The 24,815-nt window shown below is 39.7% G+C and carries 18 protein-coding genes and 2 tRNA genes; 18 read left to right on the top strand and 2 right to left on the bottom strand.

Annotation, left to right across the window (positions count from 1 at the left end; genetic code table 11):
- The first annotated feature begins 64 nt into the window (after positions 1-64).
- The 7 genes from DV427_RS02485 to tehA all read left to right on the top strand — a co-directional run bounded on the left by DV427_RS02485 (position 65) and on the right by tehA (position 13,322).
- Positions 65-1,318, top strand: coding sequence for a NupC/NupG family nucleoside CNT transporter (locus tag DV427_RS02485; RefSeq protein WP_005633049.1), 1,254 nt, complete (start codon positions 65-67; stop codon positions 1,316-1,318).
- 69 nt (positions 1,319-1,387) lie between these two features.
- A complete protein-coding gene (deoD, locus tag DV427_RS02480; protein WP_114891193.1) occupies positions 1,388-2,104 on the top strand; it encodes a purine-nucleoside phosphorylase in 717 nt (238 codons plus the stop codon).
- 172 nt (positions 2,105-2,276) lie between these two features.
- Entirely contained in the window at positions 2,277-2,705 is a 429-nt protein-coding gene (gene rplK, locus DV427_RS02475; RefSeq protein ID WP_005633053.1) for a 50S ribosomal protein L11, read from the top strand.
- 4 nt (positions 2,706-2,709) lie between these two features.
- Positions 2,710-3,399 carry a 50S ribosomal protein L1 gene (rplA, locus tag DV427_RS02470; protein ID WP_005649467.1) on the top strand — a complete coding sequence of 230 codons (690 nt, stop codon included), beginning with the start codon at positions 2,710-2,712 and terminating at the stop codon, positions 3,397-3,399.
- A 382-nt stretch (positions 3,400-3,781) separates the two neighbouring features.
- The gene (gene rpoB, locus DV427_RS02460; protein WP_114891192.1) at positions 3,782-7,810 is read left to right on the top strand and encodes a DNA-directed RNA polymerase subunit beta; all 4,029 of its coding nucleotides are present in this window, start codon (positions 3,782-3,784) and stop codon (positions 7,808-7,810) included.
- Positions 7,811-7,935: 125 nt separating this feature from the next.
- Complete coding sequence (gene rpoC / locus DV427_RS02455) at positions 7,936-12,186, top strand: DNA-directed RNA polymerase subunit beta' (RefSeq protein ID WP_114891191.1); 4,251 nt, start codon at positions 7,936-7,938, stop codon at positions 12,184-12,186.
- Positions 12,187-12,377: 191 nt separating this feature from the next.
- Complete coding sequence (tehA, locus tag DV427_RS02450; RefSeq protein ID WP_162790254.1) at positions 12,378-13,322, top strand: dicarboxylate transporter/tellurite-resistance protein TehA; 945 nt, start codon at positions 12,378-12,380, stop codon at positions 13,320-13,322.
- Positions 13,323-13,374: 52 nt separating this feature from the next.
- On the opposite strand, the gene tsaA is transcribed toward tehA, so the two are convergent.
- A complete protein-coding gene (tsaA, locus tag DV427_RS02445; protein WP_114891190.1) occupies positions 13,375-14,094 on the bottom strand; it encodes a tRNA (N6-threonylcarbamoyladenosine(37)-N6)-methyltransferase TrmO in 720 nt (239 codons plus the stop codon).
- Between the two features lie 61 nt (positions 14,095-14,155).
- On the opposite strand from tsaA, the gene menA reads away from it, so the two are divergent.
- From menA to DV427_RS02430, 3 genes are all read left to right on the top strand, one after another.
- Positions 14,156-15,067 carry a 1,4-dihydroxy-2-naphthoate octaprenyltransferase gene (gene menA, locus DV427_RS02440; RefSeq protein ID WP_114891189.1) on the top strand — a complete coding sequence of 304 codons (912 nt, stop codon included), beginning with the start codon at positions 14,156-14,158 and terminating at the stop codon, positions 15,065-15,067.
- A 51-nt stretch (positions 15,068-15,118) separates the two neighbouring features.
- Entirely contained in the window at positions 15,119-15,616 is a 498-nt protein-coding gene (rraA, locus tag DV427_RS02435; protein ID WP_114891188.1) for a ribonuclease E activity regulator RraA, read from the top strand.
- A 154-nt stretch (positions 15,617-15,770) separates the two neighbouring features.
- Positions 15,771-17,156 (top strand): DASS family sodium-coupled anion symporter, encoded by a 1,386-nt coding sequence (locus DV427_RS02430; RefSeq protein WP_114891187.1) that lies wholly within the window; start codon positions 15,771-15,773, stop codon positions 17,154-17,156.
- A gap of 102 nt (positions 17,157-17,258) precedes the next feature.
- On the opposite strand, the gene folD is transcribed toward DV427_RS02430, so the two are convergent.
- Positions 17,259-18,107: a bifunctional methylenetetrahydrofolate dehydrogenase/methenyltetrahydrofolate cyclohydrolase FolD gene (gene folD / locus DV427_RS02425; protein ID WP_114891186.1), complete on the bottom strand. Its 849-nt coding sequence runs from the start codon at positions 18,105-18,107 to the stop codon at positions 17,259-17,261.
- Between the two features lie 178 nt (positions 18,108-18,285).
- Between folD and DV427_RS02420 the strand changes: the two genes are divergently transcribed.
- From DV427_RS02420 to DV427_RS02385, 8 genes are all read left to right on the top strand, one after another.
- Positions 18,286-18,362: transfer RNA gene (locus tag DV427_RS02420), tRNA-Pro, on the top strand.
- A 48-nt stretch (positions 18,363-18,410) separates the two neighbouring features.
- A tRNA-Arg gene (locus DV427_RS02415) sits at positions 18,411-18,487 on the top strand.
- 110 nt (positions 18,488-18,597) lie between these two features.
- Positions 18,598-21,369 (top strand): RNA polymerase-associated protein RapA, encoded by a 2,772-nt coding sequence (gene rapA, locus DV427_RS02410; RefSeq protein ID WP_114891185.1) that lies wholly within the window; start codon positions 18,598-18,600, stop codon positions 21,367-21,369.
- A 2-nt stretch (positions 21,370-21,371) separates the two neighbouring features.
- Positions 21,372-22,031, top strand: coding sequence for a bifunctional tRNA pseudouridine(32) synthase/23S rRNA pseudouridine(746) synthase RluA (rluA, locus tag DV427_RS02405; protein ID WP_011272195.1), 660 nt, complete (start codon positions 21,372-21,374; stop codon positions 22,029-22,031).
- Between the two features lie 26 nt (positions 22,032-22,057).
- On the top strand, positions 22,058-22,636 hold the full coding sequence (locus tag DV427_RS02400) for a rhomboid family intramembrane serine protease (RefSeq protein WP_114891184.1): 579 nt from the start codon (positions 22,058-22,060) through the stop codon (positions 22,634-22,636).
- Positions 22,637-22,665: 29 nt separating this feature from the next.
- Complete coding sequence (locus tag DV427_RS02395; RefSeq protein ID WP_009500447.1) at positions 22,666-23,418, top strand: DeoR/GlpR family transcriptional regulator; 753 nt, start codon at positions 22,666-22,668, stop codon at positions 23,416-23,418.
- Between the two features lie 127 nt (positions 23,419-23,545).
- Positions 23,546-24,298, top strand: a complete 753-nt coding sequence (locus DV427_RS02390; RefSeq protein ID WP_114891183.1) for an MlaA family lipoprotein — start codon at positions 23,546-23,548, stop codon at positions 24,296-24,298.
- A gap of 57 nt (positions 24,299-24,355) precedes the next feature.
- Positions 24,356-24,745, top strand: coding sequence for a RidA family protein (locus DV427_RS02385; RefSeq protein ID WP_005630808.1), 390 nt, complete (start codon positions 24,356-24,358; stop codon positions 24,743-24,745).
- Positions 24,746-24,815: the final 70 nt, after the last annotated feature.

Raw genomic sequence — 24,815 nt, 5'->3', positions numbered from 1 at the left:
TTTGTGAGAAAACAAGTAGAATAAGCCGACTTTTTTATTAACTTAACCAATCTAGGGGAATCAAATGAGTGTGTTAAGCAGCATTTTGGGAATGGTCGTATTAATCGCTATTGCCGTGTTACTTTCCAATAATCGTAAAGCGATTAGTATCAGAACCGTGCTCGGGGCGTTAGCAATCCAAGTTGGATTTGCCGCCCTTATTTTATATGTGCCAGCAGGTAAACAAGCACTTGGTGCAACTGCTGATGCCGTATCAAATGTTATTGCTTACGGTAACGAAGGTATTAACTTTGTATTTGGTGGTTTAGCTGATCCAAGCAAACCTTCAGGTTTCATTTTTGCAGTGAAAGTATTACCAATTATTGTGTTCTTCTCTGGCTTAATTTCTGTGCTTTACTATCTCGGCATTATGCAAGTGGTAATTAAAGTATTAGGCGGTGCATTACAAAAAGCATTGGGTACTTCAAAAGCAGAATCCATGTCAGCGGCTGCTAATATTTTCGTTGGTCAAACTGAAGCACCATTGGTGGTTCGTCCTTATATTAAAAATATGACCCAATCTGAATTATTTGCCATCATGGTGGGTGGTACGGCGTCTATCGCGGGTTCAGTAATGGCGGGTTATGCTGGAATGGGCGTGCCATTGACATACTTAATCGCAGCGTCATTTATGGCGGCACCAGCTGGTTTATTATTTGCGAAATTAATGTTCCCACAAACAGAACAATTCTCTGATAAACAGCCAGAAGACAATGATTCAGAAAAACCAACTAACGTACTTGAAGCAATGGCGGGCGGTGCGAGTGCAGGTATGCAACTTGCGTTAAACGTAGGTGCAATGTTAATCGCATTCGTTGGTTTAATTGCATTAATTAACGGTATTTTAAGTGGCGTTGGTGGTTGGTTCGGCTATGGCGACGTAACTTTACAATCTATCTTTGGTTTAGTTTTTAAACCATTAGCATATTTAATCGGTGTAACTGACGGTACCGAAGCGGGTATCGCAGGACAAATGATCGGGATGAAGTTAGCGGTTAACGAATTCGTAGGTTACCTCGAATTTGCAAAATACTTGCAACCAGATTCTGCGATTGTATTAACTGAAAAAACCAAAGCGATTATTACTTTCGCACTTTGTGGTTTTGCTAACTTCAGCTCAATTGCAATCTTAATTGGTGGTTTAGGTGGAATGGCGCCAAACCGTCGTAGTGATGTTGCTCGTTTAGGCTTAAAAGCAGTAATCGCAGGTACTTTAGCAAACTTAATGAGTGCAACGATTGCTGGCTTGTTCATTGGACTCGGTGCAGCAGCGCTTTAATTCTCGGATAAGTGCGGTGAAAAATGACCGCACTTTTTATTTTTATATTTGAAAAAAGGAAGGAAAATTATGACTCCACATATTAATGCGCCTGAAGGTGCATTTGCTGATGTTGTTTTAATGCCAGGTGATCCACTTCGTGCAAAATACATTGCAGAAACGTTTTTGCAAGATGCAGTAGAAGTAACAAATGTTCGTAATATGCTTGGTTATACCGGTACTTACAAAGGTCGTAAGATTTCTATTATGGGCCACGGTATGGGAATTCCATCTTGCTCTATTTACGCGAAAGAATTAATCACTGAATACGGTGTGAAAAAAATTATCCGTGTAGGGTCTTGTGGCGCTGTTCGTATGGACGTGAAAGTGCGCGATGTAATTATCGGTTTAGGTGCATGTACTGATTCAAAAGTAAACCGTATTCGTTTCAAAGATAACGACTTTGCAGCTATTGCTGACTTCGATATGGCACAAGCCGCTGTTCGAGCTGCAAAAGCAAAAGGTAAAGCTGTTCGTGTCGGTAACTTATTCTCGGCGGATTTATTTTATACACCTGATGTTGAAATGTTCGATGTAATGGAAAAATACGGCATTTTAGGCGTGGAAATGGAAGCGGCTGGAATTTATGGTGTGGCTGCAGAATATGGTGCAAAAGCATTAACAATTTGTACCGTGTCTGACCATATTCGTACTCACGAACAAACCACGGCAGAAGAGCGCCAATTAACATTCAATGATATGATTGAAATTGCATTGGATTCAGTATTAATTGGTGAAGCACAATAATTTCTTATAGTGGATTTAATAAGTGCTTGAAAAACAACCGCACTTTTTATATAATCCGCGCCCATTATGAGCCGTTCGCGGCTCATATTTTTGTGTGGTGCAATGAATGTTGCACTGAAAATTATCGGGGAGCTATTTAATAGCGTTATTACCCAATTAGAGGAAAACTAAAATGGCAAAAAAAGTCCAAGCCTACGTTAAGTTGCAAGTTGCAGCTGGTATGGCAAACCCATCACCACCGGTTGGTCCTGCATTAGGTCAACAAGGTGTGAACATCATGGAATTCTGTAAAGCATTCAACGCTCGTACTGAGAGTTTAGAAAAAGGTTTACCAATTCCGGTTGTTATCACTGTATATGCAGACCGTTCATTTACTTTCGTAACTAAAACTCCACCGGCAGCAGTATTATTGAAAAAAGCTGCGGGTATCAAATCAGGTTCTGGTAAACCGAACAAAGAGAAAGTGGGTAAAGTAACTTTAGATCAAGTTCGTCAAATCGCTGAAACTAAAGCAGCAGATATGACTGGCGCGTCTATCGAAACCAAAATGAAATCAATTGCTGGTACTGCTCGCTCTATGGGCTTAGTGGTGGAGGAATAATACGATGGCTAAATTGACTAAAAAAATGAAAGCAATCAAAGCTGGCGTAGATTCTACTAAAGCATACGAAATCAACGAAGCTATCGCGGTATTAAAACAATTCGCAACAGCTAAATTTGTTGAAAGTGTTGACGTTGCAGTAAACTTAGGTATCGATCCTCGTAAATCTGACCAAAACGTTCGTGGTGCAACTGTATTACCACACGGTACTGGTCGTGAAGTACGCGTAGCTGTTTTCACTCAAGGTGCTAACGCAGATGCAGCTAAAGAAGCTGGTGCTGATTTAGTAGGTATGGAAGATTTAGCAGAGCAAATCAAAAAAGGCGAAATGAACTTTGATGTTGTTATCGCTTCTCCTGATGCAATGCGTGTTGTTGGTCAATTAGGTCAAGTATTAGGTCCACGTGGTTTAATGCCAAACCCTAAAGTTGGTACTGTAACTCCAAACGTTGCTGAAGCAGTTAAAAATGCTAAATCTGGTCAGATCCGTTATCGTAATGATAAAAACGGTATTATCCACACCACTATCGGTAAAGCAAACTTCTCTGAAGTTCAATTAAAAGAAAACCTTCAAGCATTATTGGCTGCTTTAAACAAAGCAAAACCAACTACTGCTAAAGGTATCTTCATCAAGAAAGTAAGCATCTCTACCACTATGGGGGCAGGTGTTGCTGTTGATCAAGCTTCTTTATAATTTAAAGAATTGATAGATTTTAAACCGCACTTTTTGAAAGTGCGGTTTTTTATTTCATAAAATTTCTCCATAAGTTTTAAACTTGACGAGAAAGCTGCATTCATTTAAAATTTACCGCCTTAAAATTAGCAAAGATTTAGATTGATTTTTAATCAATTTTAACCTTTTATTGTTTAATTTAACCGTGTTTTTGATAGAAAGCACATCCATACAATGACAAATTCACCGTTATTTGTCGTTGTTTTGCTCAAGTTGTTGTCCTATGTAATTTGAGTTGTCACCCCACTACAGAAGTAAGGTTCAGAGTGCGGTCATTTTAACGGTCATTCACGTCACAGTTAGTTTGTGGCTAGGTCACTGAACAGTTAGCAGAGGAAAACCAATGGGTTACTCCTATTCTGAAAAAAAACGAATTCGTAAAGATTTCGGTAAACGTCCGCAAGTTTTAAATGTTCCTTATTTATTAACCATTCAGTTGGATTCTTTTGATAAATTTATTCAAAAAGATCCTGAAGGTCAGCAAGGTTTAGAAGCGGCATTTCGTTCTGTATTCCCGATTGTGAGCAACAACGGATACACAGAATTACAATATGTAGATTATCGTTTAGAAGAACCTGAATTTGATGTACGTGAGTGCCAAATTCGTGGCTCAACTTATGCAGCAGGCTTACGTGTAAAATTACGTTTAGTGAGCTACGATAAAGAATCTTCTTCACGTGCAGTCAAAGATATTAAAGAAAATGAAGTTTATATGGGTGAAATCCCATTAATGACTGATAACGGTACTTTCGTAATTAATGGTACTGAGCGTGTTATCGTTTCACAATTACACCGTAGTCCAGGCGTATTCTTCGATTCTGACAAAGGTAAAACCCATTCTTCAGGTAAAGTGCTTTATAATGCACGCATCATTCCTTACCGTGGTTCTTGGTTAGATTTTGAATTCGATCCAAAAGATAACTTATTTGCTCGTATTGACCGTCGTCGTAAATTACCGGCAACAATCATTCTTCGTGCATTAGGTCACACCACTGAAGAAATCTTAAACTTATTCTTTGACAAAATTACCTTTGAAATCGCCGGCGATAAATTGTTAATGACTTTAGTGCCAGAACGTTTACGTGGTGAAACCGCTTCTTTTGATATTGAAGCAAATGGCAAAGTTTATGTTGAACGTGGTCGTCGTATTACCGCACGCCATATCAAGGCATTAGAAAAAGATAAAATTTCACAAGTCGTTGTGCCTTCTGAATATATTTTAGGTAAAGTTGCGTCGAAAGATTATGTTGATTTAGAGTCTGGCGAAATTATTTGTCCTGCAAATGACGAGATTTCTTTAGAGACTCTTGCAAAATTAGCACAAGCAGGTTACACCACCATTGAGACTTTATTTACGAATGATTTGGATTATGGTCCATATATTTCTGAAACGCTACGTGTCGATCCAACTTATGACAAAACCAGTGCGCTTTACGAAATCTATCGTATGATGCGTCCAGGCGAACCACCAACACCAGAATCTTCAGAAGCGTTATTCAATAATTTATTCTTCTCTGCAGAGCGTTATGATTTATCTGCTGTCGGTCGTATGAAATTCAATCGTTCTTTAGCGATCGCAGAAGGTGAAGGTGCTGGCACTTTAAGCAATGAAGATATTATTGCGGTAATGCGTAAATTGATCGACATCCGTAATGGTCGCGGCGAAGTGGATGATATTGACCACTTGGGTAACCGTCGTATCCGTAGCGTAGGTGAGATGGCGGAAAACCAATTCCGTATTGGTTTAGTGCGTGTAGAAAGAGCGGTGAAAGAACGCTTATCTTTAGGTGATTTAGATGCAATCACACCGCAAGACTTAATTAATCCAAAACCAATTTCTGCAGCGGTGAAAGAATTCTTTGGTTCTTCACAACTTTCGCAATTTATGGACCAAAACAACCCATTATCAGAAGTGACACACAAACGTCGTATTTCTGCATTAGGTCCAGGCGGTTTAACTCGTGAGCGCGCAGGCTTTGAAGTGCGTGACGTACATAATACCCACTATGGTCGTTTATGTCCGATTGAAACCCCTGAAGGTCCAAACATCGGTTTGATCAACTCACTTTCTGCGTTTGCACGTACTAATGATTATGGTTTCTTAGAAACACCATATCGTAAAGTGGTTGATGGTCAAGTTACTGAAGAAATTGAATACCTATCTGCAATTGATGAAGCAAACTATATCATTGCACAGGCAAACTCAAATTTAGACGAAAATAACCGTTTTACTGATGCATTTGTTACTGCACGTGGTGAACGTGGTGAATCAGGTTTATATAAACCTGAAGATATTCACTATATGGACGTTTCCACACAACAAGTGGTATCTGTTGCGGCTGCATTAATTCCATTCCTTGAGCATGACGATGCGAACCGTGCGTTGATGGGTGCGAACATGCAACGTCAAGCAGTTCCAACATTACGTGCTGACAAACCATTAGTTGGTACAGGTATGGAAAAACCAATCGCACTTGACTCAGGTGTTGCGGTTGTTGCAAAACGCGGTGGTACAGTTCAGTACGTCGATGCTTCTCGTATCGTTATTAAAGTAAATGAAGATGAAACCATTGCAGGTGAAGCAGGTATTGATATTTATAACTTAATCAAATATACCCGTTCTAACCAAAATACTTGTATTAACCAAATTCCTTGTGTGAATTTAGGCGATCCAATCAATCGTGGTGAAGTATTAGCAGACGGTCCTTCTACTGATTTAGGTGAGCTTGCATTAGGTCAAAATATTCGAGTGGCGTTCATGCCTTGGAACGGCTATAACTTCGAAGACTCAATGTTAGTTTCTGAACGTGTAGTTCAACAAGACCGTTTCACTACCATCCATATTCAAGAATTATCTTGTGTTGCGCGTGATACCAAGTTAGGTGCAGAAGAAATTACTGCGGATATTCCAAACGTAGGTGAGTCAGCGTTAAGCAAACTTGATGAATCTGGTATTGTTTATGTTGGTGCAGAGGTTAAAGGTGGTGACATCTTAGTAGGTAAAGTAACGCCTAAAGGTGAAACTCAATTAACCCCAGAAGAAAAACTTTTACGTGCAATCTTTGGTGAAAAAGCTTCTGATGTTAAAGATTCTTCATTACGTGTGCCAAACGGTACATCAGGTACGGTTATTGATGTTCAAGTCTTCACCCGTGATGGCGTAGAAAAAGATAAACGTGCATTAGAAATCGAAGAAATGCAACTTCGTGAAGCGAAAAAAGATTTAACTGAAGAGTTAGAGATTTTAGAAGCTGGCTTATTTGCTCGTGTTCGTAATCTTCTTATTTCTAGTGGTGCTGATGCAGCGCAATTAGATAAATTAGACCGCACTAAATGGTTAGAACAAACCATTGCAGATGAAGAAAAACAAAATCAATTAGAACAGCTTGCAGAGCAATACGAAGAACTTCGTAAAGAGTTTGAACATAAACTTGAAGTGAAACGTAAGAAAATCATCAAAGGTGATGATCTTGCACCGGGCGTGTTAAAAGTGGTTAAAGTTTATCTTGCGGTGAAACGTCAGATCCAACCGGGTGATAAAATGGCGGGTCGTCATGGTAACAAAGGTGTTATCTCGAAAATTAACCCAGTTGAAGATATGCCATACGATGATAATGGCCAACCAGTTGAGATCGTATTGAACCCACTGGGCGTACCATCTCGTATGAACATTGGTCAGATCCTTGAAACCCACTTAGGTTTAGCTGCGAAAGGTATTGGTGATCAAATCAATGCAATGCTTAAACAAAAACAAGAAGTGGAAAAATTACGTGGTTATATCCAAAAAGCGTATGACTTAGGTAATGGCTCGCAAAAAGTAGATTTAAGTACCTTCACAGATGAAGAAGTATTGCGTTTAGCTGAAAATCTACGTAAAGGTTTACCGGTTGCGACACCAGTATTTGATGGTGCAGCTGAAGCTGAAATCAAAGAGCTATTAAAACTTGGTGGATTACCAACGTCAGGTCAAATCACTTTATATGATGGCCGTACAGGTGAGAAATTCGAGCGTCCAGTAACAGTAGGTTATATGTACATGCTCAAATTGAATCACTTAGTTGATGACAAAATGCATGCTCGCTCAACGGGTTCTTATAGCCTTGTTACGCAACAACCATTGGGTGGTAAAGCTCAATTCGGTGGTCAACGTTTCGGTGAGATGGAGGTATGGGCACTTGAAGCATACGGTGCAGCTTACACCTTACAAGAAATGTTAACGGTGAAATCGGATGATGTGAATGGTCGTACGAAGATGTATAAAAACATCGTAAGTGGTAACCAACACATGGACCCAGGCACACCGGAATCTTTCAATGTAATTATGAAAGAAATCCGCTCACTTGGTTTAAATATCGAGTTAGACGAAGAGTAATCAGTAGGGGAGTGAAGAATTTATGATTCACTCGCCTTACGAAAGAAAAATCGCCGAAGTGCGGTGGAAAAATATCAAAATTTTTAACCGCACTTTAAACCTTTAACTCCGACAGGAGAACATTTGTGAAAGACTTAGTTAAGTTTTTAAAAGCACAATCAAAAACCAGTGAAGATTTTGATGTGATTAAAATTGGGTTAGCTTCCCCAGATATGATCCGTTCTTGGTCATTTGGTGAAGTGAAGAAACCTGAAACCATTAACTACCGTACGTTCAAACCTGAACGTGATGGTCTTTTCTGTGCACGTATCTTCGGGCCTGTAAAAGATTACGAATGTTTATGCGGTAAATATAAACGTTTAAAACACCGTGGTGTGATTTGTGAAAAATGTGGTGTTGAAGTCACTCAAACTAAAGTTCGTCGTGAACGTATGGGCCACATTGAACTTGCATCGCCAGTTGCACATATTTGGTTCTTAAAATCATTGCCATCTCGTATTGGTTTACTTTTAGATATGCCATTGCGCGATATCGAACGTGTACTTTACTTTGAAATGTACATCGTGACCGAACCGGGTATGACTGATTTAGAGCGCGGTCAACTATTAACTGAAGAACAATACCTTGACGCTGAAGATCGTTGGCAAGATGAATTCGAAGCGAAAATGGGCGCTGAAGCGATTCAAGATCTTTTAAAAGGCATGGATCTTGAAGTTGAATGTGAAAAATTACGTGAAGAATTACAAGAAACTAACTCTGAAACTAAACGTAAAAAAATCACTAAGCGCTTAAAATTATTAGAAGCATTTGTTCTATCTGGTAATAAACCAGAATGGATGGTAATGACTGTATTACCAGTTCTTCCACCAGATTTACGTCCATTAGTACCGCTTGATGGTGGTCGTTTTGCGACTTCAGATCTGAACGATTTATATCGTCGTGTGATCAACCGTAACAACCGTTTAAAACGTTTATTAGATTTAATTGCGCCAGATATTATTGTGCGCAACGAAAAACGTATGTTACAAGAATCTGTTGATGCGTTATTAGATAATGGTCGCCGCGGTCGTGCTATTACGGGTTCTAACCGTCGTCCATTAAAATCATTAGCGGACATGATTAAAGGTAAACAAGGTCGTTTCCGTCAAAACTTATTAGGTAAACGTGTTGACTATTCTGGTCGTTCAGTAATTACTGTTGGTCCATACTTGCACTTACACCAATGTGGTTTGCCGAAAAAAATGGCCTTGGAATTATTCCGTCCGTTTATCTACGCTAAATTAGAAAGCCGTGGTTATGCAACTACAATTAAAGCGGCTAAGAAAATGGTTGAGCGTGAAGATGCGATCGTTTGGGATATTCTTGCAGAAGTTATTCGTGAACACCCAATTCTATTGAACCGTGCGCCAACACTTCACCGTTTGGGTATCCAAGCCTTTGAACCGATCTTAATCGAAGGTAAAGCGATTCAATTACACCCACTCGTTTGTGCGGCGTTCAATGCGGACTTCGATGGTGACCAAATGGCGGTACACGTTCCATTAACACTTGAAGCTCAATTAGAAGCGCGTGCGTTGATGATGTCAACAAACAACGTGCTTTCACCAGCAAACGGTGATCCGATTATCGTTCCATCACAAGACGTGGTATTAGGTCTTTACTATATGACCCGCGAAAAAGTGAACGGTAAAGGTGAAGGTATGTTATTGCAAGATCCTCGCGAAGCTGAAAAAGCATATCGTACAGGTGAAGCAGAATTACATTCTCGCGTGAAAGTACGTATTACTGAATATGTGAAGAATGAAGCTGGCGAATTTGATGCGAAAACTACGCTGACTGATACAACTATCGGTCGTGCGATTTTATGGATGATTGCACCGAAAGGTATGCCTTATTCATTGTTCAACCAAACATTAGGTAAAAAAGCCATTTCTAAACTAATTAACGAAGCTTATCGTCGTTTAGGTTTAAAAGAAGCGGTAATGTTTGCTGACCAAATTATGTATACCGGTTTTGCGTATGCGGCACGTTCTGGTTCGTCAGTTGGTATTGATGATATGGAAATTCCTGCGAAGAAATACGAAATTATTTCTGCAGCGGAAGAAGAAGTGGCTGAGATCCAAGAGCAATTCCAATCAGGTCTTGTGACTGCAGGCGAACGCTATAATAAAGTAATCGATATTTGGGCCGCGGCGAATGAGCGCGTAGCGAAAGCGATGATGGAAAACTTATCTCAGGAAGAAGTTATCAATCGCGAAGGTAATCCTGAAAAACAAGCATCCTTTAACAGTATCTTTATGATGGCTGATTCAGGTGCGCGTGGTTCTGCAGCACAGATTCGTCAGTTAGCAGGTATGCGTGGCTTGATGGCTCGTCCAGATGGCTCGATCATTGAAACCCCAATTACAGCAAACTTCCGTGAAGGTTTGAACGTATTACAGTACTTTATTTCAACCCACGGTGCGCGTAAAGGTTTGGCGGATACCGCATTAAAGACAGCGAACTCAGGTTACTTAACTCGTCGTTTAGTTGACGTAGCACAAGACTTAGTGATCGTAGAAGATGACTGTGGTACGCACGAAGGTTTAGTCGTGACCCCATTAATCGAAGGTGGTGATGAAAAAGTTCCACTTCGTGAATTAGTGTTAGGTCGTGTAGCTGCGGAAGATATTTTAAAACCAGGTACAGAAGAAGTATTAATTCCTCGTAACACGTTATTAGATGAAAAACTCTGTGATGTGTTGGATGCAAACTCTGTAGACAGCGTAAAAGTACGTTCTGTTGTAACTTGTGATACTGATTTTGGTGTATGTGCGAAATGTTATGGTCGTGATCTTGCGCGTGGTCATTTAATTAACCAAGGTGAAGCAGTGGGTGTTATTGCTGCTCAATCTATCGGTGAGCCTGGTACACAGTTAACCATGCGTACGTTCCATATCGGTGGTGCGGCATCTGCGGCAGCGAAAGAATCTAGTGTACAAGTTAAAAACACTGGTACATTACACTTAATGAATGCAAAATTCGTTACTAACGATGAAGGTAAATTAGTATTAACGTCTCGTAATACTGAATTAACTATTACCGATGCATTTGGCCGAACTAAAGAACACTATAAAGTGCCTTACGGTGCGGTGTTAAGCAAAGGTGACGGCCAAGATGTAACAGCAGGCGAAACTATCGCAAATTGGGATCCACATACAATGCCAGTTGTCTCTGAAGTATCTGGTTTTGTGAAATTCGTTGATATTATTGATGGCTTAACTGTAACGCGTCAAACTGATGAATTAACAGGTTTATCATCAATCGTGGTTCAAGATGTGGGTGAACGTGCTACTGCTGGTAAAGATTTACGTCCAACTATTAAATTAGTTGATGCAAATGGCAACGATATTTTCTTACCTGAAACTGATGTTCTTGCACAGTACTTCTTACCTGGTAAAGCAATCGTAAGTTTAGACGATGGCGCAGCAGTAAAAGTGGGTGAACCATTAGCACGTATTCCGCAAGAATCTGTGGGTACTAAAGATATTACTGGTGGTTTACCACGCGTTGCGGATTTATTTGAAGCACGTAAACCAAAAGAACCAGCTATTTTGGCAGAAATTTCTGGTATCGTGTCTTTCGGTAAAGAAACCAAAGGTAAACGCCGTTTATTAATTACTCCTGCGGAAGGCGAAACTTACGAAGAAATGATTCCAAAATGGCGTCAGCTCAACGTATTTGAAGGTGAAATGGTACAACGTGGCGACGTAATTTCTGATGGTGCTGAAACACCACATGATATTTTGCGTTTACGTGGCGTGCGCGCAGTAACTGAATACATTGTGAACGAAGTACAAGATGTTTACCGCTTACAAGGGGTAAAAATCAACGATAAACATATCGAAGTTATCGTTCGTCAAATGTTACGTAAAGCGGTAATTACTAAAGCTTACGACTCAGAATTCCTTGAAGGGGAACAAGTCGAAGTCGCTCGCGTGAAAATCGTTAACCGTCAACGTGAAGCAGAAGGCAAACCACTAGTTGAGTTTGAACGCGAATTATTGGGTATAACCAAAGCGTCTCTTGCAACTGAATCCTTCATCTCTGCCGCATCGTTCCAAGAAACTACTCGTGTTCTTACCGAAGCAGCAGTGGCAGGTAAACGTGATGAATTACGTGGCTTGAAAGAGAACGTAATCGTAGGTCGATTAATTCCTGCGGGTACAGGTTTTGCGTATCATCAAAATCGTCACAAACATCGTTTAGTAGACGATGTTGTAGCGAAATTATCTGAAGAAGATGAAGCTGCTATCGCTGATGAATTTGTTATGACTGCAGACGATGCAAGTGCAAACTTAGCTGAAATGCTTAACATGGCAGATGATGCGGAATAATTAATTCCCTATATAAGAAAACCCGAATGAAAGTTCGGGTTTTTTATTTGTATGAAAATTGGTAGTGTTAGATAGTTTAAATAAGGATGTTTCTGTATAGAAATTTCACAAGAATTTGAGATTTTTAGAAAAGTCTGTTGTTGATGGCTGTGCTACACTTCGCTCAAATTTTTCAAAATAAGGATAATATTATGAGTACAACAAAACCTTTTCCTCTTCCAACAGGATATTTCGGTATTCCTCTTGGTTTAGCCGCTTTATCTTTGGCTTGGTTTCATCTAGAAAACTTATTTCCTACTGTGCGAACCGTAAGTGATGTTCTTGGCATAGTAGCAAGTGCGGTCTGGATTTTATTTATTTTAATGTATGCGTATAAACTTCGTTATTACTTTGAGGAAGTTCGTGCAGAGTATCATTGCCCAGTTCGTTTTTCCTTTATTGCGTTGATTCCTATTACAACCATGTTGGTGGGCGATATTATTTATCGTTGGAATCCTTTAATTGCTGAAGTGATGATTTGGATTGGTACTGTAGGACAGTTACTTTTCTCATCATTGCGTATCAGTGAACTATGGCAAGGTGGTGTATTTGAACAAAAATCCACTCGTCCTCCGTTTTATTTGCCTGCGGTTGCTGCAAATTTCACAAGTGCAAGTTCATTGGAATTACTCGGTTACCATGATTTAGGTTATTTGTTCTTCGGCGCAGGAATGGTTGCATGGATTATTTTTGAGCCAGTATTATTACAACATTTGCGAATTTCATCTCTTGAGCCGCCATTTAGAGCCACAATGGGCATTATTCTGGCGCCTGCATTTGTGGGCGCATCCGCTTATTTATCACTCAATCATGGCGAAGTGGATACTTTAGTTAAAATCCTTTGGGGATATGGATTCTTGCAATTATTTTTCTTATTGCGATTATTCCCTTGGATTGTGGAAAAAGGACTTAACATTGGCTTATGGGGATTCTCATTCGGATTAGCGTCTATGGCAAACAGTGCTATCGCTTTCTATCATGGCAATGTTTTACAAGGCGTGTCTATTTTTGCCTTTGTTTTCTCGAATTTAATGATTGGCTTATTAGTTCTAATGACAATTATTAAATTAGCTAAAGGGCAGTTTTTCTTAAAATAAGGCATTTAAATCGACTAAGGCAGGGATTCTCTGCCTTATTTACATATTCCATCTATTTGTCTTTTTCTATTTCAATCACCTCTACACAATTCACCGTACCCGCTTTAATTCGCCATTTCACATTAAATTCATACAAACTCATACCATAAATACGATCACTCGGTTTACCTTGTTGATAGGCTGGGCGAGGATCTTGTTCTAGCACTTGGCGAATGAAACGACTTAAGTGCGGCCGTTTTTCTTCTCGTTTTTTTACCGCATTTTGGGCTTGCTCGGTAAATTCAACAGTCAGTTTTGCTGGTGGTTTTTCTTGAGCAAAGCTCGATTGCGCATTTGGTTCACTATCCGCATAGGCAATATAGGGTTTGATATCGAAAATCGGCGTGCCATCCACTAAATCCACCGCACCTAAATGGAGAAAAACGTTACCGTTGATACATTCTACTTGACGTAATTCGACTTTGGATAAACCAAGAGGATTCGGACGGTGCGTTGCGCGTGAAGCAAACACGCCGACTCTTTGATTACCGCCTAACCGCGGGGGGCGTACGGTGGGTTGCCATTTTCCTTGTTGAATGTGGTCGAACTGAAAAATTAACCAAAGATGACTGAATTGTTCCAATCCTCTCACGGCTTCAGGCGAATTATAAGGCGGTAAGAGTTCTACAATGCCTACACCATCTTCAACTAAATTAGGTTGGCGTGGTACGGAGAATTTTTCTTTATAAGGCGTGTGGATAATGGCGATAGGCGATAAGGTTAAATCATTCATAAATTGGGTGTCTTAGTGTAGAATACGCGGCCTATTGTAATCAAAAGTGCGGTCAAAAAAAATGACAAATGAAAAATTGAAAATGTGGTGGGAAACGGCTCGACCGAAAACTTTGCCCTTAGCGTTGGCATCGATTTTTACAGGTTCGGCATTAGGTTATTGGGCGAATCCACAAGGTTTTAATGGGCTTGTAATGGCGCTTTGTTTACTCACGACAATTTTATTACAGGTTCTTTCTAATTTTGCTAATGATTATGGGGATCATCAAAAAGGTTCAGATACTGAAGAGCGTATTGGACCATTACGTGGCATTCAAAAAGGCGCAATTTCAGCAAAAGAACTGAAATGGGGATTAATTCTAATGGTGGTGGCAAGTTTTCTTTCAGGAAGTTTTTTGATTGGAATCGCTTATGAAAACCTCTCGGATTTATTAGTTTTCGCTGGGCTTGGCATTTTAGCTATTGTTGCGGCCATTACTTACACTGTTGGGGCAAAACCTTATGGCTATATGGGATTGGGCGATATTTCTGTATTGGTATTTTTTGGTTTGCTTGGCGTTGGCGGCACTTATTATTTGCAAACTCACAGTATTGATAGCCACATTATTTTGCCTGCTATTGGCTCAGGCTTATTGGCAAGTGCGGTATTAAATATTAATAATTTACGCGATATTGAACAGGATGCGAAAGCTGGCAAAAATACCTTAGCCGTTCGTTTAGGTGCATATAAGGGGCGTGTTTATCATTGTATTTTATTAAGTGTGGCTGCCCTATGTTATTTAGCATTTTCGGAGGCAACGGCCATTTCTTGGACAAATTATTTATTTGTATTGGCAATGCCGTTGTTAGCTAAACATGCGATCTTTGTTTATCGCAGTCAGCAGCCAAGTGAATTGCGTCCAATGTTGGCTCAAATGTCTATGATTTCGTTATTAATCAATATCTTGTTTAGTTTAGGCTTGCTTATCGGCTAAATCGGCATATACTAAAGCAAACAAAATTTCAACAATCGATAGGGGAAAGTTATGTTTATTGATACTTCAGAACTTTGCGATCTTTATGCAGAACAAGTGGATGTAGTGGAGCCAATTTTTTCAAGCTTTGGTGGCGTAAATAATTTTTACGGTAAAGTCACTACGGTAAAATGCTTTGAAAGTAATGGATTAATTGCTGAAGTATTAGAAGAACACGGTGAAGGTCGAGTGCTTGTCATTGATGGCGGTGGTGCAGTACGTCGTGGTTTGATTGATGCAGAATTGGCTCAACTTGCCGTTGATAATGGCTGGGAAGGCATTATTGTATATGGTGCAGTACGCCAAATTCAGCAATTAGAAAATCTTGATATTGGTATTCATGCCCTTGCGCCAATTCCAGTCAGTGCAGATGAAAGCAGTGCCGGTGAGTGCGATATTCCGGTGAACTTTGGTGGCGTAACCTTTTTCCCAGAAGATTATATTTACGCAGATCTGACAGGAATTATACTTTCGCAAGAGCCCTTAGATTTAGATGATTCGGACGAATAATACGAAAGAGCAAAAGTGCGGTGAAAAATAACCGCACTTTTTTTATCGAAATTTATTGCACTAGATCACATTTCTGAAAATTGAGCATTGCAACTTATTAACATTCATTTAACATTGTAGTCCGTTCGAGTTAGAACACTAACGGAGGAACTTTATGACTGAGATGAAATCTTTCAAAAATCACAAAAATGGCATTATTTTTATTTTAGATATAGTGCTATTTTTTGTGTTATTAAAAGTGCTGCCTTATGAGCCAAAGGCTAGTGCTGGTTTAGCTTTATTGGCTTTTGTCGCGGTACTCTGGTTGACCGAGGCATTACATGTTACGGTTACCGCATTATTGGTGCCATTATTGGCGATTGCGCTAGATTTAGTGAGCACTAAGCAAGCTTTAGTGGCTTTTGCTGATCCTACAATCTTTTTATTCTTTGGTGGCTTTTCTTTGGCTACAGCCTTACATATTCAAAAACTTGATAAAATGATTGCTAATAAGATTATGGCATTAGCGCGTGGTAATTTATTTATTGCCATTATTTATCTCTTTTTGATTACAGCCTTCCTTTCTATGTGGATGAGTAACACGGCAACTGCAGCTATGATGTTACCACTTGCAATGGGAATTTTAAGCCAACTTGATCGTGAGAAAGAACATAATACTTATGTGTTTGTGTTGTTAGGGATTGCTTATAGTGCATCAATTGGTGGTATGGGAACCCTTGTGGGTAGCCCACCGAATGCGATTGTAGCAAGTAACTTGCATTTAACTTTTGCAGATTGGTTATGGTACGGTTTACCAATAATGATCATTTTGCTACCACTGATGATTGGTACGCTTTACATTATTTTTAAGCCAAAACTTCATATTAATTTTGAGCAATCTTTTGAAAGCATTGAAATGAATTCAGTGCGTGTATTAACACTTGTTATCTTTGTTGTAATTGCTTTAACTTGGGTATTTAGTGGGCAAATTAATCCGCTGATTTCAGGCTTACTTGGTTTGCAGAAAAATATTGCGAGCTTCGATAGTGTTGTCGCTTTATTAGCAGCTATTGTGATTTGTTCTACGGGCATTGCAAGCTGGAAACAAATTCAAGAAAGTACTGACTGGGGAGTATTAATGCTTTTCGGTGGTGGATTAACGCTAAGTGCGGTATTGAAGGATTCCGGAGCAAGTAAAGTTTTAGCAGATAGCATTGTCTTTATGATTGAAGGACAACATTTCTATCTTATTGGCTTGTTAGTTGCAGCATTCATTATTTTCTTAACTGAATTTACCTCTAACACGGCAAGTGCAGCATTACTCGTCCCAATCTTTATTTCTATTGCCCAATCATTGGGTATGCCAGAAATTGGTTTAGCATTAATTATTGGTCTTGGTGCATCTTGTGCCTTCATGTTACCAGTTGCAACGCCACCAAATGCTATTGTATTCGGTTCTGGTCAAGTGAAACAAAGTGAAATGGTAAAAGCTGGTTTCGTATTGAATTTAGTGTGTATCGTTGTGATTGCGACTGTCGGTTATATGTTCTGGTTGAACTAATTTAGATTTGATTATTTACAGAATTCAGTGATTAAAATAAATGGGTTAAAGCTAATCAGGCTTTAACCCATTTTTCTTGTTATAGGATTCTTTTATACAAAGCTATTTGTTGTGTTCATAAGCGTAAAGCGTATTGCTCATTAACATTGCAACGGTCATCGGTCCAACACCGCCAGGAACGGGGGTAATATAAGCTGCTTTTTCGGCTGCTTTGTCAAACTCTACATCGCCTACTAATTTTCCATCTACACGGTTAATTCCTACATCAATTACTACCGCACTTTCTTTGATCCAATCGCCAGGAATTAAATTCGGCTTACCTACCGCGACGACAAGTATATCTGCTTGGCGAACATGGTTTTCTAAATCTTTGGTGAATCGATGAGTTACTGTGACAGTTGCGCCTGCTAATAATAATTCTAAAGACATTGGGCGGCCGACAATATTGGATGCACCTACAATTACCGCGTGTTTGCCATGTAAGTCAATGCCTGTTGTTTCTAATAGTTTCATTACGCCATAAGGGGTACAGGCTCGTAAAGTTGGAATACGTTGGCATAAAAGCCCAACATTGTAAGGATGGAAACCATCTACATCTTTTGTTGGGGCAATGCGTTCAATTATTGCTTCTGTGTTAATTTGTTTGGGTAACGGTAATTGCACCAAAATACCATCAATATTTTTATCAGCATTAAGCTGGTCAATAACCGCTAATAATTCCGCTTGCGTGGTGGTGTCTGGCAGATCATAAGATTTAGAGAGAATGCCAATTTCTTCACAGCTTTTACGTTTATTACCGACATAGATTTGCGAAGCAGGATCTGCACCAACGAGAATGACAGCAAGCCCAGGTGCGCGTTTTCCTTGTTTAACGTAATGGGTGATTTTATCTGCTATATCGGCTTTAATTTTTTTTGAAAGTGCGGTACCAGAGATGATTTGCGCAGTCATTGGGCTATCCTTTTGAACGATGGGAAAGAAATCGTTTGCTATTTTAGCGGACAATGATTTTTTTACAACGAAAAAGGGGACGTTTTTCCTAAACTGGAATAATTTTGAACAATTAAATTAAAAAATCAAAAAATTAATTGACTGAGATAAAAACAAACCTATAATTGACCGCATTCGTCGGCGAGTAGCGCAGCTTGGTAGCGCAACTGGTTTGGGACCAGTGGGTCGTAGGTTCAAATCCTATCTCGCCGACCACTTCTTTTATATTGTCTTGAAATTCCGTACAAAAGAAATCCTTTGAATGCGCCCTTAGCTCAGCTGGATAGAGCAACGCCCTTCTAAGGCGTGGGTCAAAGGTTCGAATCCTTTAGGGCGTGCCATTTATTTCTTCAATCTATTTTTTATTCTCTTTTATTAATTTCTTTTGCTATTTAAGCAAGCTACAATACGCCCCCAAATTTTATCAATACAAATCAGAAAGAGAATTGTTATGCCCTTTGCTATTGGTCAGCGCTGGTTAAGTGAAAGTGAAAACGCTTTAGGATTAGGTATCATTACCGCATTAGATCAACGAACCGTCACGATTTATTTCCCTGCTGCGGATGAAACGCGTATATATGCTGCTGCACAAGCGCCTTTAAGCCGAATTGTATTTAGTAAAGGTGAAACATTATCCCATCAAGCTGGCTGGCAAGGTGAGATTTTAGACGTTCAAAATATGAACGGTTTGCTATTTTATTTAGTTAAAAATCCGCAAGGTGAAGATGTCATTGTGCAAGAACGTGATATTTCACCGATTATTTCTTTTAGCCAAGCAAAAGATCGTCTGTTTTCAGCGCAAATTGATCGCAGCAGTCATTTTGCATTGCGTTATCGCACGCTTTGTCATCAGCAAGCACAATTTAAATCACCATTGCGTGGTTTACGCGGAACACGTGCGGGTTTAATTCCTCATCAGCTTCATATTGCAGCTGAAGTCGGTAATCGAGTTAATCCTCGCGTGTTATTGGCGGATGAGGTTGGTTTAGGGAAAACCATTGAAGCAGGAATGATTTTGCAGAATCAACTTTTTGCTGAGAAAGTGCAACGTGTTCTGATTATCGTGCCAGAAACGTTGCAACATCAATGGCTGGTGGAAATGCTTCGTCGTTTTAATTTGCATTTTTCACTTTTTGATGAAGAACGTTGCAACGATTTTGATCTTGATGCCGTTAATCCATTTACAACTGAAAGCTTAATTATCTGTTCGTTGAATTGGTTAGAAACTAAGCCAAACCGAGTAGAGCAGGCGCTCAATGCTCAATTTGACTGTTTAATTGTAGATGAGGCACATCACATCGAGTGGTCAGAATCTTCACCAAGTGCAGCTTATTTATTAGTTGAACAGCTTGCTCGTATCATTCCCTCTGTATTGTTACTCACAGCAACCCCAGAACAACTTGGGCAAGAAAGTCATTTTGCTCGTTTGCGCTTACTGGATCCAGAACGTTTCTTTGATTATCAAACCTTTGTGAAAGAGCAGGAACGCTATCAACCTGTGGTTAATGCCGTTGAATCTTTGTTGGCAAATAAGGCATTAAGTGCGGTCGAAAAAAATCATATTTCTGATTTATTGCTTGAACAAGATGTCGAGCCACTTTTTAAAGCGATTGCATCAAATAATGATGAAGAACAGCATCGTGCCCGTCAGGAACTGATTCAAGCCTTAATTGATCGTCACGGCACGGGGCGAATGTTATTCCGCAATACACGTCAAGGCGTGAAAGGTTTTCCGCACCGTGTTTACCACCAAATTACACTCTCGGAAGAGAATGATAAAATTGATTGGTTGATTGACTTCCTCAAACTATATCGCGATGAAAAAATTTTTGTGATTTGCCAGACAGCGGCAACAGCGATTCAGTTAGAACAAATTTTGCGTGAACGTGAGGCGATTCGTGCCGCAGTGTTCCACGAAAAAATGTCGATTATCGAACGGGATAGAGCCTCGGCTTATTTTGCGGATTTAGAAAACGGCGCACAGGTTTTACTGAGCTCGAGTATTGGTTCGGAAGGGCGTAATTTCCAATTCTCTGCAAATTTAGTGTTATTTGATTTACCGACAAATCCTGATTTATTGGAACAATGTATTGGCCGATTAGATCGTATTGGACAAAAACGTGATGTGCAAATTTATGTGCCTTGTGCGAAAGATTCGCCTCAAAGTCGTTTGGCTCGTTGGTACAATGAGGGATTGAATGCTTTTGAACAAACTTGTCCAATGGGAATGGCATTATTTTCTCAGTTTGCTGATGAGTTGGAAAAAGTGCGGTCAAATTCTACCGCTCTTTCAGAGAATGAATTTTTTGAATTATTAAAACAAACTAAAACCGCGCGGGAAAGACTCAAGATTGAGTTAGAAAAAGGACGGGATCGTTTATTAGAGCTAAATTCTCATGGCGGTGGGCAAGCTCAAGCGTTAGCGGATCAAATTGCTGATGAAGATAATTCGCCTGAGCTTGTGAATTTTGCTTTAAAATTATTTGATATTATTGGCGTAGAGCAAGAAGATCTTGGGGCTAATAGTATTGTGATTAGCCCAACTGGGACAATGCTTGTGCCCGATTTTCCGGGTTTAAAAGAAGAAGGTGTGACGGTTACCTTTGATCGAGAACTTGCCCTTGCTCGTGAAGAAATGGAGTTTCTGACTTGGGATCATCCTATGATTCGTCAAGGTATTGATCTTGTTGCTTCTGGTGATATTGGCAAAGCCGCAATGGCATTGCTTGTGAATAAACAACTGCCCGCTGGAACCTTATTAATTGAATTGATTTATGTGGTGGAAAGTCAATCGCCAAAAGGATTACAGCTCAATCGTTTTTTGCCGCCAACGCCTATTCGTCTGTTGCTTGATAACAAAGGAAATAACATTGGTGAGCAGGTTACCTTTGAAACATTACATAGCAAATTGAAACCGCTTGGTAAAAATATTGCTAATCAAATGGTGAAAATGGCACGGGCCAATATTGAAGCCTTGATTACACGAGGCGATCAGCTTGTAAAATCTTTAGCTGAACCGATTATTGCTGAAGCTAAAAATCAAGCAGATCAACAATTAAGCGCAGAAATTAACCGTTTACAGGCTTTGCGAGCGGTGAATAAAAATATTCGTCAAAGCGAAATTGATATTTTGGAACAACAACGAACACAATCACTGGACGAGCTTTCTAAAGCAAATTGGCGTTTGGATTGCTTGCGTGTCATAGTGACGAACAAGGAATAAAAATGGCATTGATTGAATACAATCCGCCTCTTGAACCTTATTTGGATATTATTTATCAAGATAATCATTTGTGCGTGGTGAATAAACCTAGCGGTTTGCTTTCCGTGCCAGGCAATCAACCACAATATTACGATAGTGCAATGAGTCGAGTAAAAGAAAAATTTGGCTTTTGTGAGCCAGCTCATCGTTTGGATATGGCAACGAGCGGTATTATTGTGTTTGCTTTAAGTAAGGCGGCGGATCGAGAATTAAAACGTCAATTTCGCGAACGTGAACCTAAAAAACATTATCAAGCGATTGTTTGGGGACATTTGGAGAAAGATTATGGTGAGGTAAATTTGCCGATGATTTGTGATTGGGAAAATCGACCGCGCCAACGTTTGGATTTCGTTTTAGGAAAAAGAGCGGTCACAAAATTCGAAGTTTTAGCACGTTTGCCCAATAACAGTACTCGCGTGAAACTGACACCTGTGACAGGCAGATCTCATCAATTACGCTTGCACATGTTAGCATTGGGGCATCCAATTTTAGGCGATAAATTTTACTCTCATCCTCAGGCTAAAGCTATGTCGCCAAGATTATGCTTGCACGCAGAAGAATTGACGATTACACACCCTATTACAGGGGAAACAATGACCTTTAATGCGAAGTCCGATTTTTAAATTTGCGCAGAAGTATGAGATCACGAATGAAAAACTTTTTAGCTCAACAGGGAAAAATCACGCTAATTCTCACCGCACTTTGCGCGCTTATTTATATTGATCAACAGCTAGGTTTTGAAGACGATATTATGTATTTGATGCATTACCCCGCTTACGAAGAGCAAGATAGCGAAGCGTGGCGCTATATCTCACATACACTGGTACATTTATCTAATTTGCATATTTTGTTTAATCTGTCTTGGTTTTTTATTTTCGGTGGAATGATTGAGCGCACTTTTGGTTCGGTCAAATTATTGATGTTGTATGTTGCAGCATCTGCCATAACAGGGTATGTGCAAAATTATGTGTCTGGCCCCGCTTTCTTTGGGCTTTCTGGTGTTGTATATGCGGTTCTAGGTTATGTATTTATACGTGATAAATTGAATCATCATTTATTTGATCTGCCAGAAGGTTTTTTCACAATGTTATTAGTGGGGATCACATTAGGTTTTATTAGCCCCTTATTTGGTGTTGAAATGGGAAATGCAGCGCATATTTCAGGCTTGATTGTCGGCTTGATTTGGGGATTTATCGATAGCCAATTACGTAAAAATTCGCTACAGTAGGTGTGTTCAATTTGGATAAAGGGTTTTCTATGAAGCAGTCATTACGGCATCAACAAATTATTAAACTGGTGGAACAATCCGGTTATTTAAGCACGGAAGAACTGGTTGCTGCCTTAGATGTTAGCCCTCAAACGATTCGCCGTGATTTGAATATTTTGGCGGAGTTAGATTTAATTCGTCGCCATCACGGTGGTGCGGCATCGCCATCTTCTGCAGAAAATTCTGATTACGTGGATCGTAAACAATTCTTTTCATTACAAAAGAATAATATTGCACAGGAAGTTGCGAAGTTGATTCCTAACGGTGCATCGTTGTTTATTGATATTGGTACCACGCCTGAGGCTGTCGCCAATGCATTGCTTGGCCACGAAAAACTTCGAATTGTGACGAACAATCTGAATGCCGCTCATCTTTTACGCCAAAATGAAAGTTTTGATATTGTCATGGCAGGCGGATCATTGCGAATGGATGGTGGAATTATCGGCGAGGCTACGGTGAATTTTATTTCTCAATTTCGCCTAGATTTCGGGATTTTAGGGATTAGTGCGATCGATGCTGATGGTTCATTATTGGATTATGATTATCACGAAGTACAAGTAAAACGAGCGATTATTGAAAGTTCACGTCAGACGTTATTAGTGACCGATCACTCTAAATTTACGCGCCAAGCGATTGTTCGATTGGGCGAATTAAGTGATGTGGAATATTTGTTTACGGATGATGCTCCCGAAGGAATTGTCAATTATCTTAAAGGTCAGAAAACGAAACTAGTTTTATGTTAGGAATGAGAAAGTGCGGTAAAAATAATGTATTTTTACCGCACTTTTTATATGTTTTATGGGCAAGATTTATTTTGTTGTTACTTGGCAAATTAGGTAGAATAAGTCCACATTTATATAAGGATTCAAAATGAAAATAAAGACGATTTTGACCGCGCTTTTCGGCGTAATTGTGCTGACAGGTTGTGCAAATAAGAATGACACGAAACAAGTGAGTGAGCGTAATGATTCCCTTGAAGGGTTCAATCGAACCATGTGGAAATTTAACTATAACGTTATGGATCGCTATGTGTTAGAACCCGCTGCAAAAGGTTGGAATAACTATGTGCCTAAGCCAATTTCTTCAGGTCTTGCTGGCATTGCAAATAACCTTGATGAGCCCGTAAGCTTTGTGAACCGCTTAATTGAAGGTGAACCGAAAAAAGCATTTGTTCACTTTAATCGCTTTTGGATTAACACTGTATTTGGTCTAGGTGGCTTTATTGATTTTGCGAGCGCAAGCAAAGAATTGCGCGTAGATAATCAACGTGGATTTGGGGAAACGTTAGGTAGCTACGGCGTAGATGCTGGAACTTATATTGTGCTACCGATTTATAATGCAACAACGCCACGTCAATTAACGGGTGCTGTGGTTGATGCGGCTTATATGTATCCATTCTGGGAATGGGTTGGCGGTCCGTGGTCGTTAGTGAAATATGGTGTGCAAGCGGTGGATGCCCGTGCGAAAAATATTGATAACGCTGAGTTGTTACGCCAAGCACAAGATCCATATGTAACCTTTAGAGAAGCGTATTACCAAAATTTACAATTTAAAGTGAGTGATGGCAAATCAACAGAAAATAAAGAATCGCTTTCTGATGACGTGCTAAAAGAAATTGATTAATAAACAAAAAAGTACGGTGAAAAATAACCGCACTTTTTATCAACCAAGGAGAAAATGATGACACAAATTATTCATACTGAAAAAGCACCTGCAGCTATCGGCCCTTATGTTCAAGCGGTTGATCTTGGCAATTTAGTTTTAACCTCAGGACAAATTCCCGTGAATCCTGCAACAGGCGAAGTGCCAGCTGACATCGTTGCACAAGCACGCCAATCTTTAGAAAACGTGAAAGCGATTATCGAGAAAGCGGGTTTAACTGCCGCAGATATTGTAAAAACGACGGTTTTTGTGAAAGATCTTAATGATTTTGCAGCAGTTAATGCAGAATATGAACGTTTCTTTAAAGAAAATAATCATCCTAATTTCCCTGCTCGTTCTTGCGTAGAAGTTGCTCGTTTACCAAAAGATGTGGGATTAGAAATTGAAGCGATTGCTGTAAGAAAATAATTTTCTGTTTGGTAATTTCTGCTTAAAAGTGCGGTCATAAACTTGCATGTTTTTGACAGCACTTTTTGTT

Source organism: Haemophilus haemolyticus (assembly GCF_003351405.1).
GTDB lineage: Bacteria > Pseudomonadota > Gammaproteobacteria > Enterobacterales > Pasteurellaceae > Haemophilus > Haemophilus haemolyticus_N.
Note: the sequence above shows the minus strand (reverse complement) of the source record. Positions and strands in the feature narration are given on the sequence as shown.

What these genes read in the sequence shown, in the direction of transcription:
- tehA (WP_162790254.1), top strand. Translation starts at nt 12,378, where the DNA reads ATGAGTACAACAAAACCTTTTCCTCTTCCAACAGGATATTTCGGTATT.
- DV427_RS02385 (WP_005630808.1), top strand. Translation starts at nt 24,356, where the DNA reads ATGACACAAATTATTCATACTGAAAAAGCACCTGCAGCTATCGGCCCT.
- rraA (WP_114891188.1), top strand. Translation starts at nt 15,119, where the DNA reads ATGTTTATTGATACTTCAGAACTTTGCGATCTTTATGCAGAACAAGTG.
- tsaA (WP_114891190.1), bottom strand. Translation starts at nt 14,094, where the DNA reads ATGAATGATTTAACCTTATCGCCTATCGCCATTATCCACACGCCTTAT.
- rpoB (WP_114891192.1), top strand. Translation starts at nt 3,782, where the DNA reads ATGGGTTACTCCTATTCTGAAAAAAAACGAATTCGTAAAGATTTCGGT.
- rplK (WP_005633053.1), top strand. Translation starts at nt 2,277, where the DNA reads ATGGCAAAAAAAGTCCAAGCCTACGTTAAGTTGCAAGTTGCAGCTGGT.
- DV427_RS02390 (WP_114891183.1), top strand. Translation starts at nt 23,546, where the DNA reads ATGAAAATAAAGACGATTTTGACCGCGCTTTTCGGCGTAATTGTGCTG.
- deoD (WP_114891193.1), top strand. Translation starts at nt 1,388, where the DNA reads ATGACTCCACATATTAATGCGCCTGAAGGTGCATTTGCTGATGTTGTT.
- rplA (WP_005649467.1), top strand. Translation starts at nt 2,710, where the DNA reads ATGGCTAAATTGACTAAAAAAATGAAAGCAATCAAAGCTGGCGTAGAT.
- folD (WP_114891186.1), bottom strand. Translation starts at nt 18,107, where the DNA reads ATGACTGCGCAAATCATCTCTGGTACCGCACTTTCAAAAAAAATTAAA.
- menA (WP_114891189.1), top strand. Translation starts at nt 14,156, where the DNA reads ATGACAAATGAAAAATTGAAAATGTGGTGGGAAACGGCTCGACCGAAA.
- rluA (WP_011272195.1), top strand. Translation starts at nt 21,372, where the DNA reads ATGGCATTGATTGAATACAATCCGCCTCTTGAACCTTATTTGGATATT.
- DV427_RS02430 (WP_114891187.1), top strand. Translation starts at nt 15,771, where the DNA reads ATGACTGAGATGAAATCTTTCAAAAATCACAAAAATGGCATTATTTTT.
- DV427_RS02485 (WP_005633049.1), top strand. Translation starts at nt 65, where the DNA reads ATGAGTGTGTTAAGCAGCATTTTGGGAATGGTCGTATTAATCGCTATT.
- DV427_RS02395 (WP_009500447.1), top strand. Translation starts at nt 22,666, where the DNA reads ATGAAGCAGTCATTACGGCATCAACAAATTATTAAACTGGTGGAACAA.
- DV427_RS02400 (WP_114891184.1), top strand. Translation starts at nt 22,058, where the DNA reads ATGAAAAACTTTTTAGCTCAACAGGGAAAAATCACGCTAATTCTCACC.
- rapA (WP_114891185.1), top strand. Translation starts at nt 18,598, where the DNA reads ATGCCCTTTGCTATTGGTCAGCGCTGGTTAAGTGAAAGTGAAAACGCT.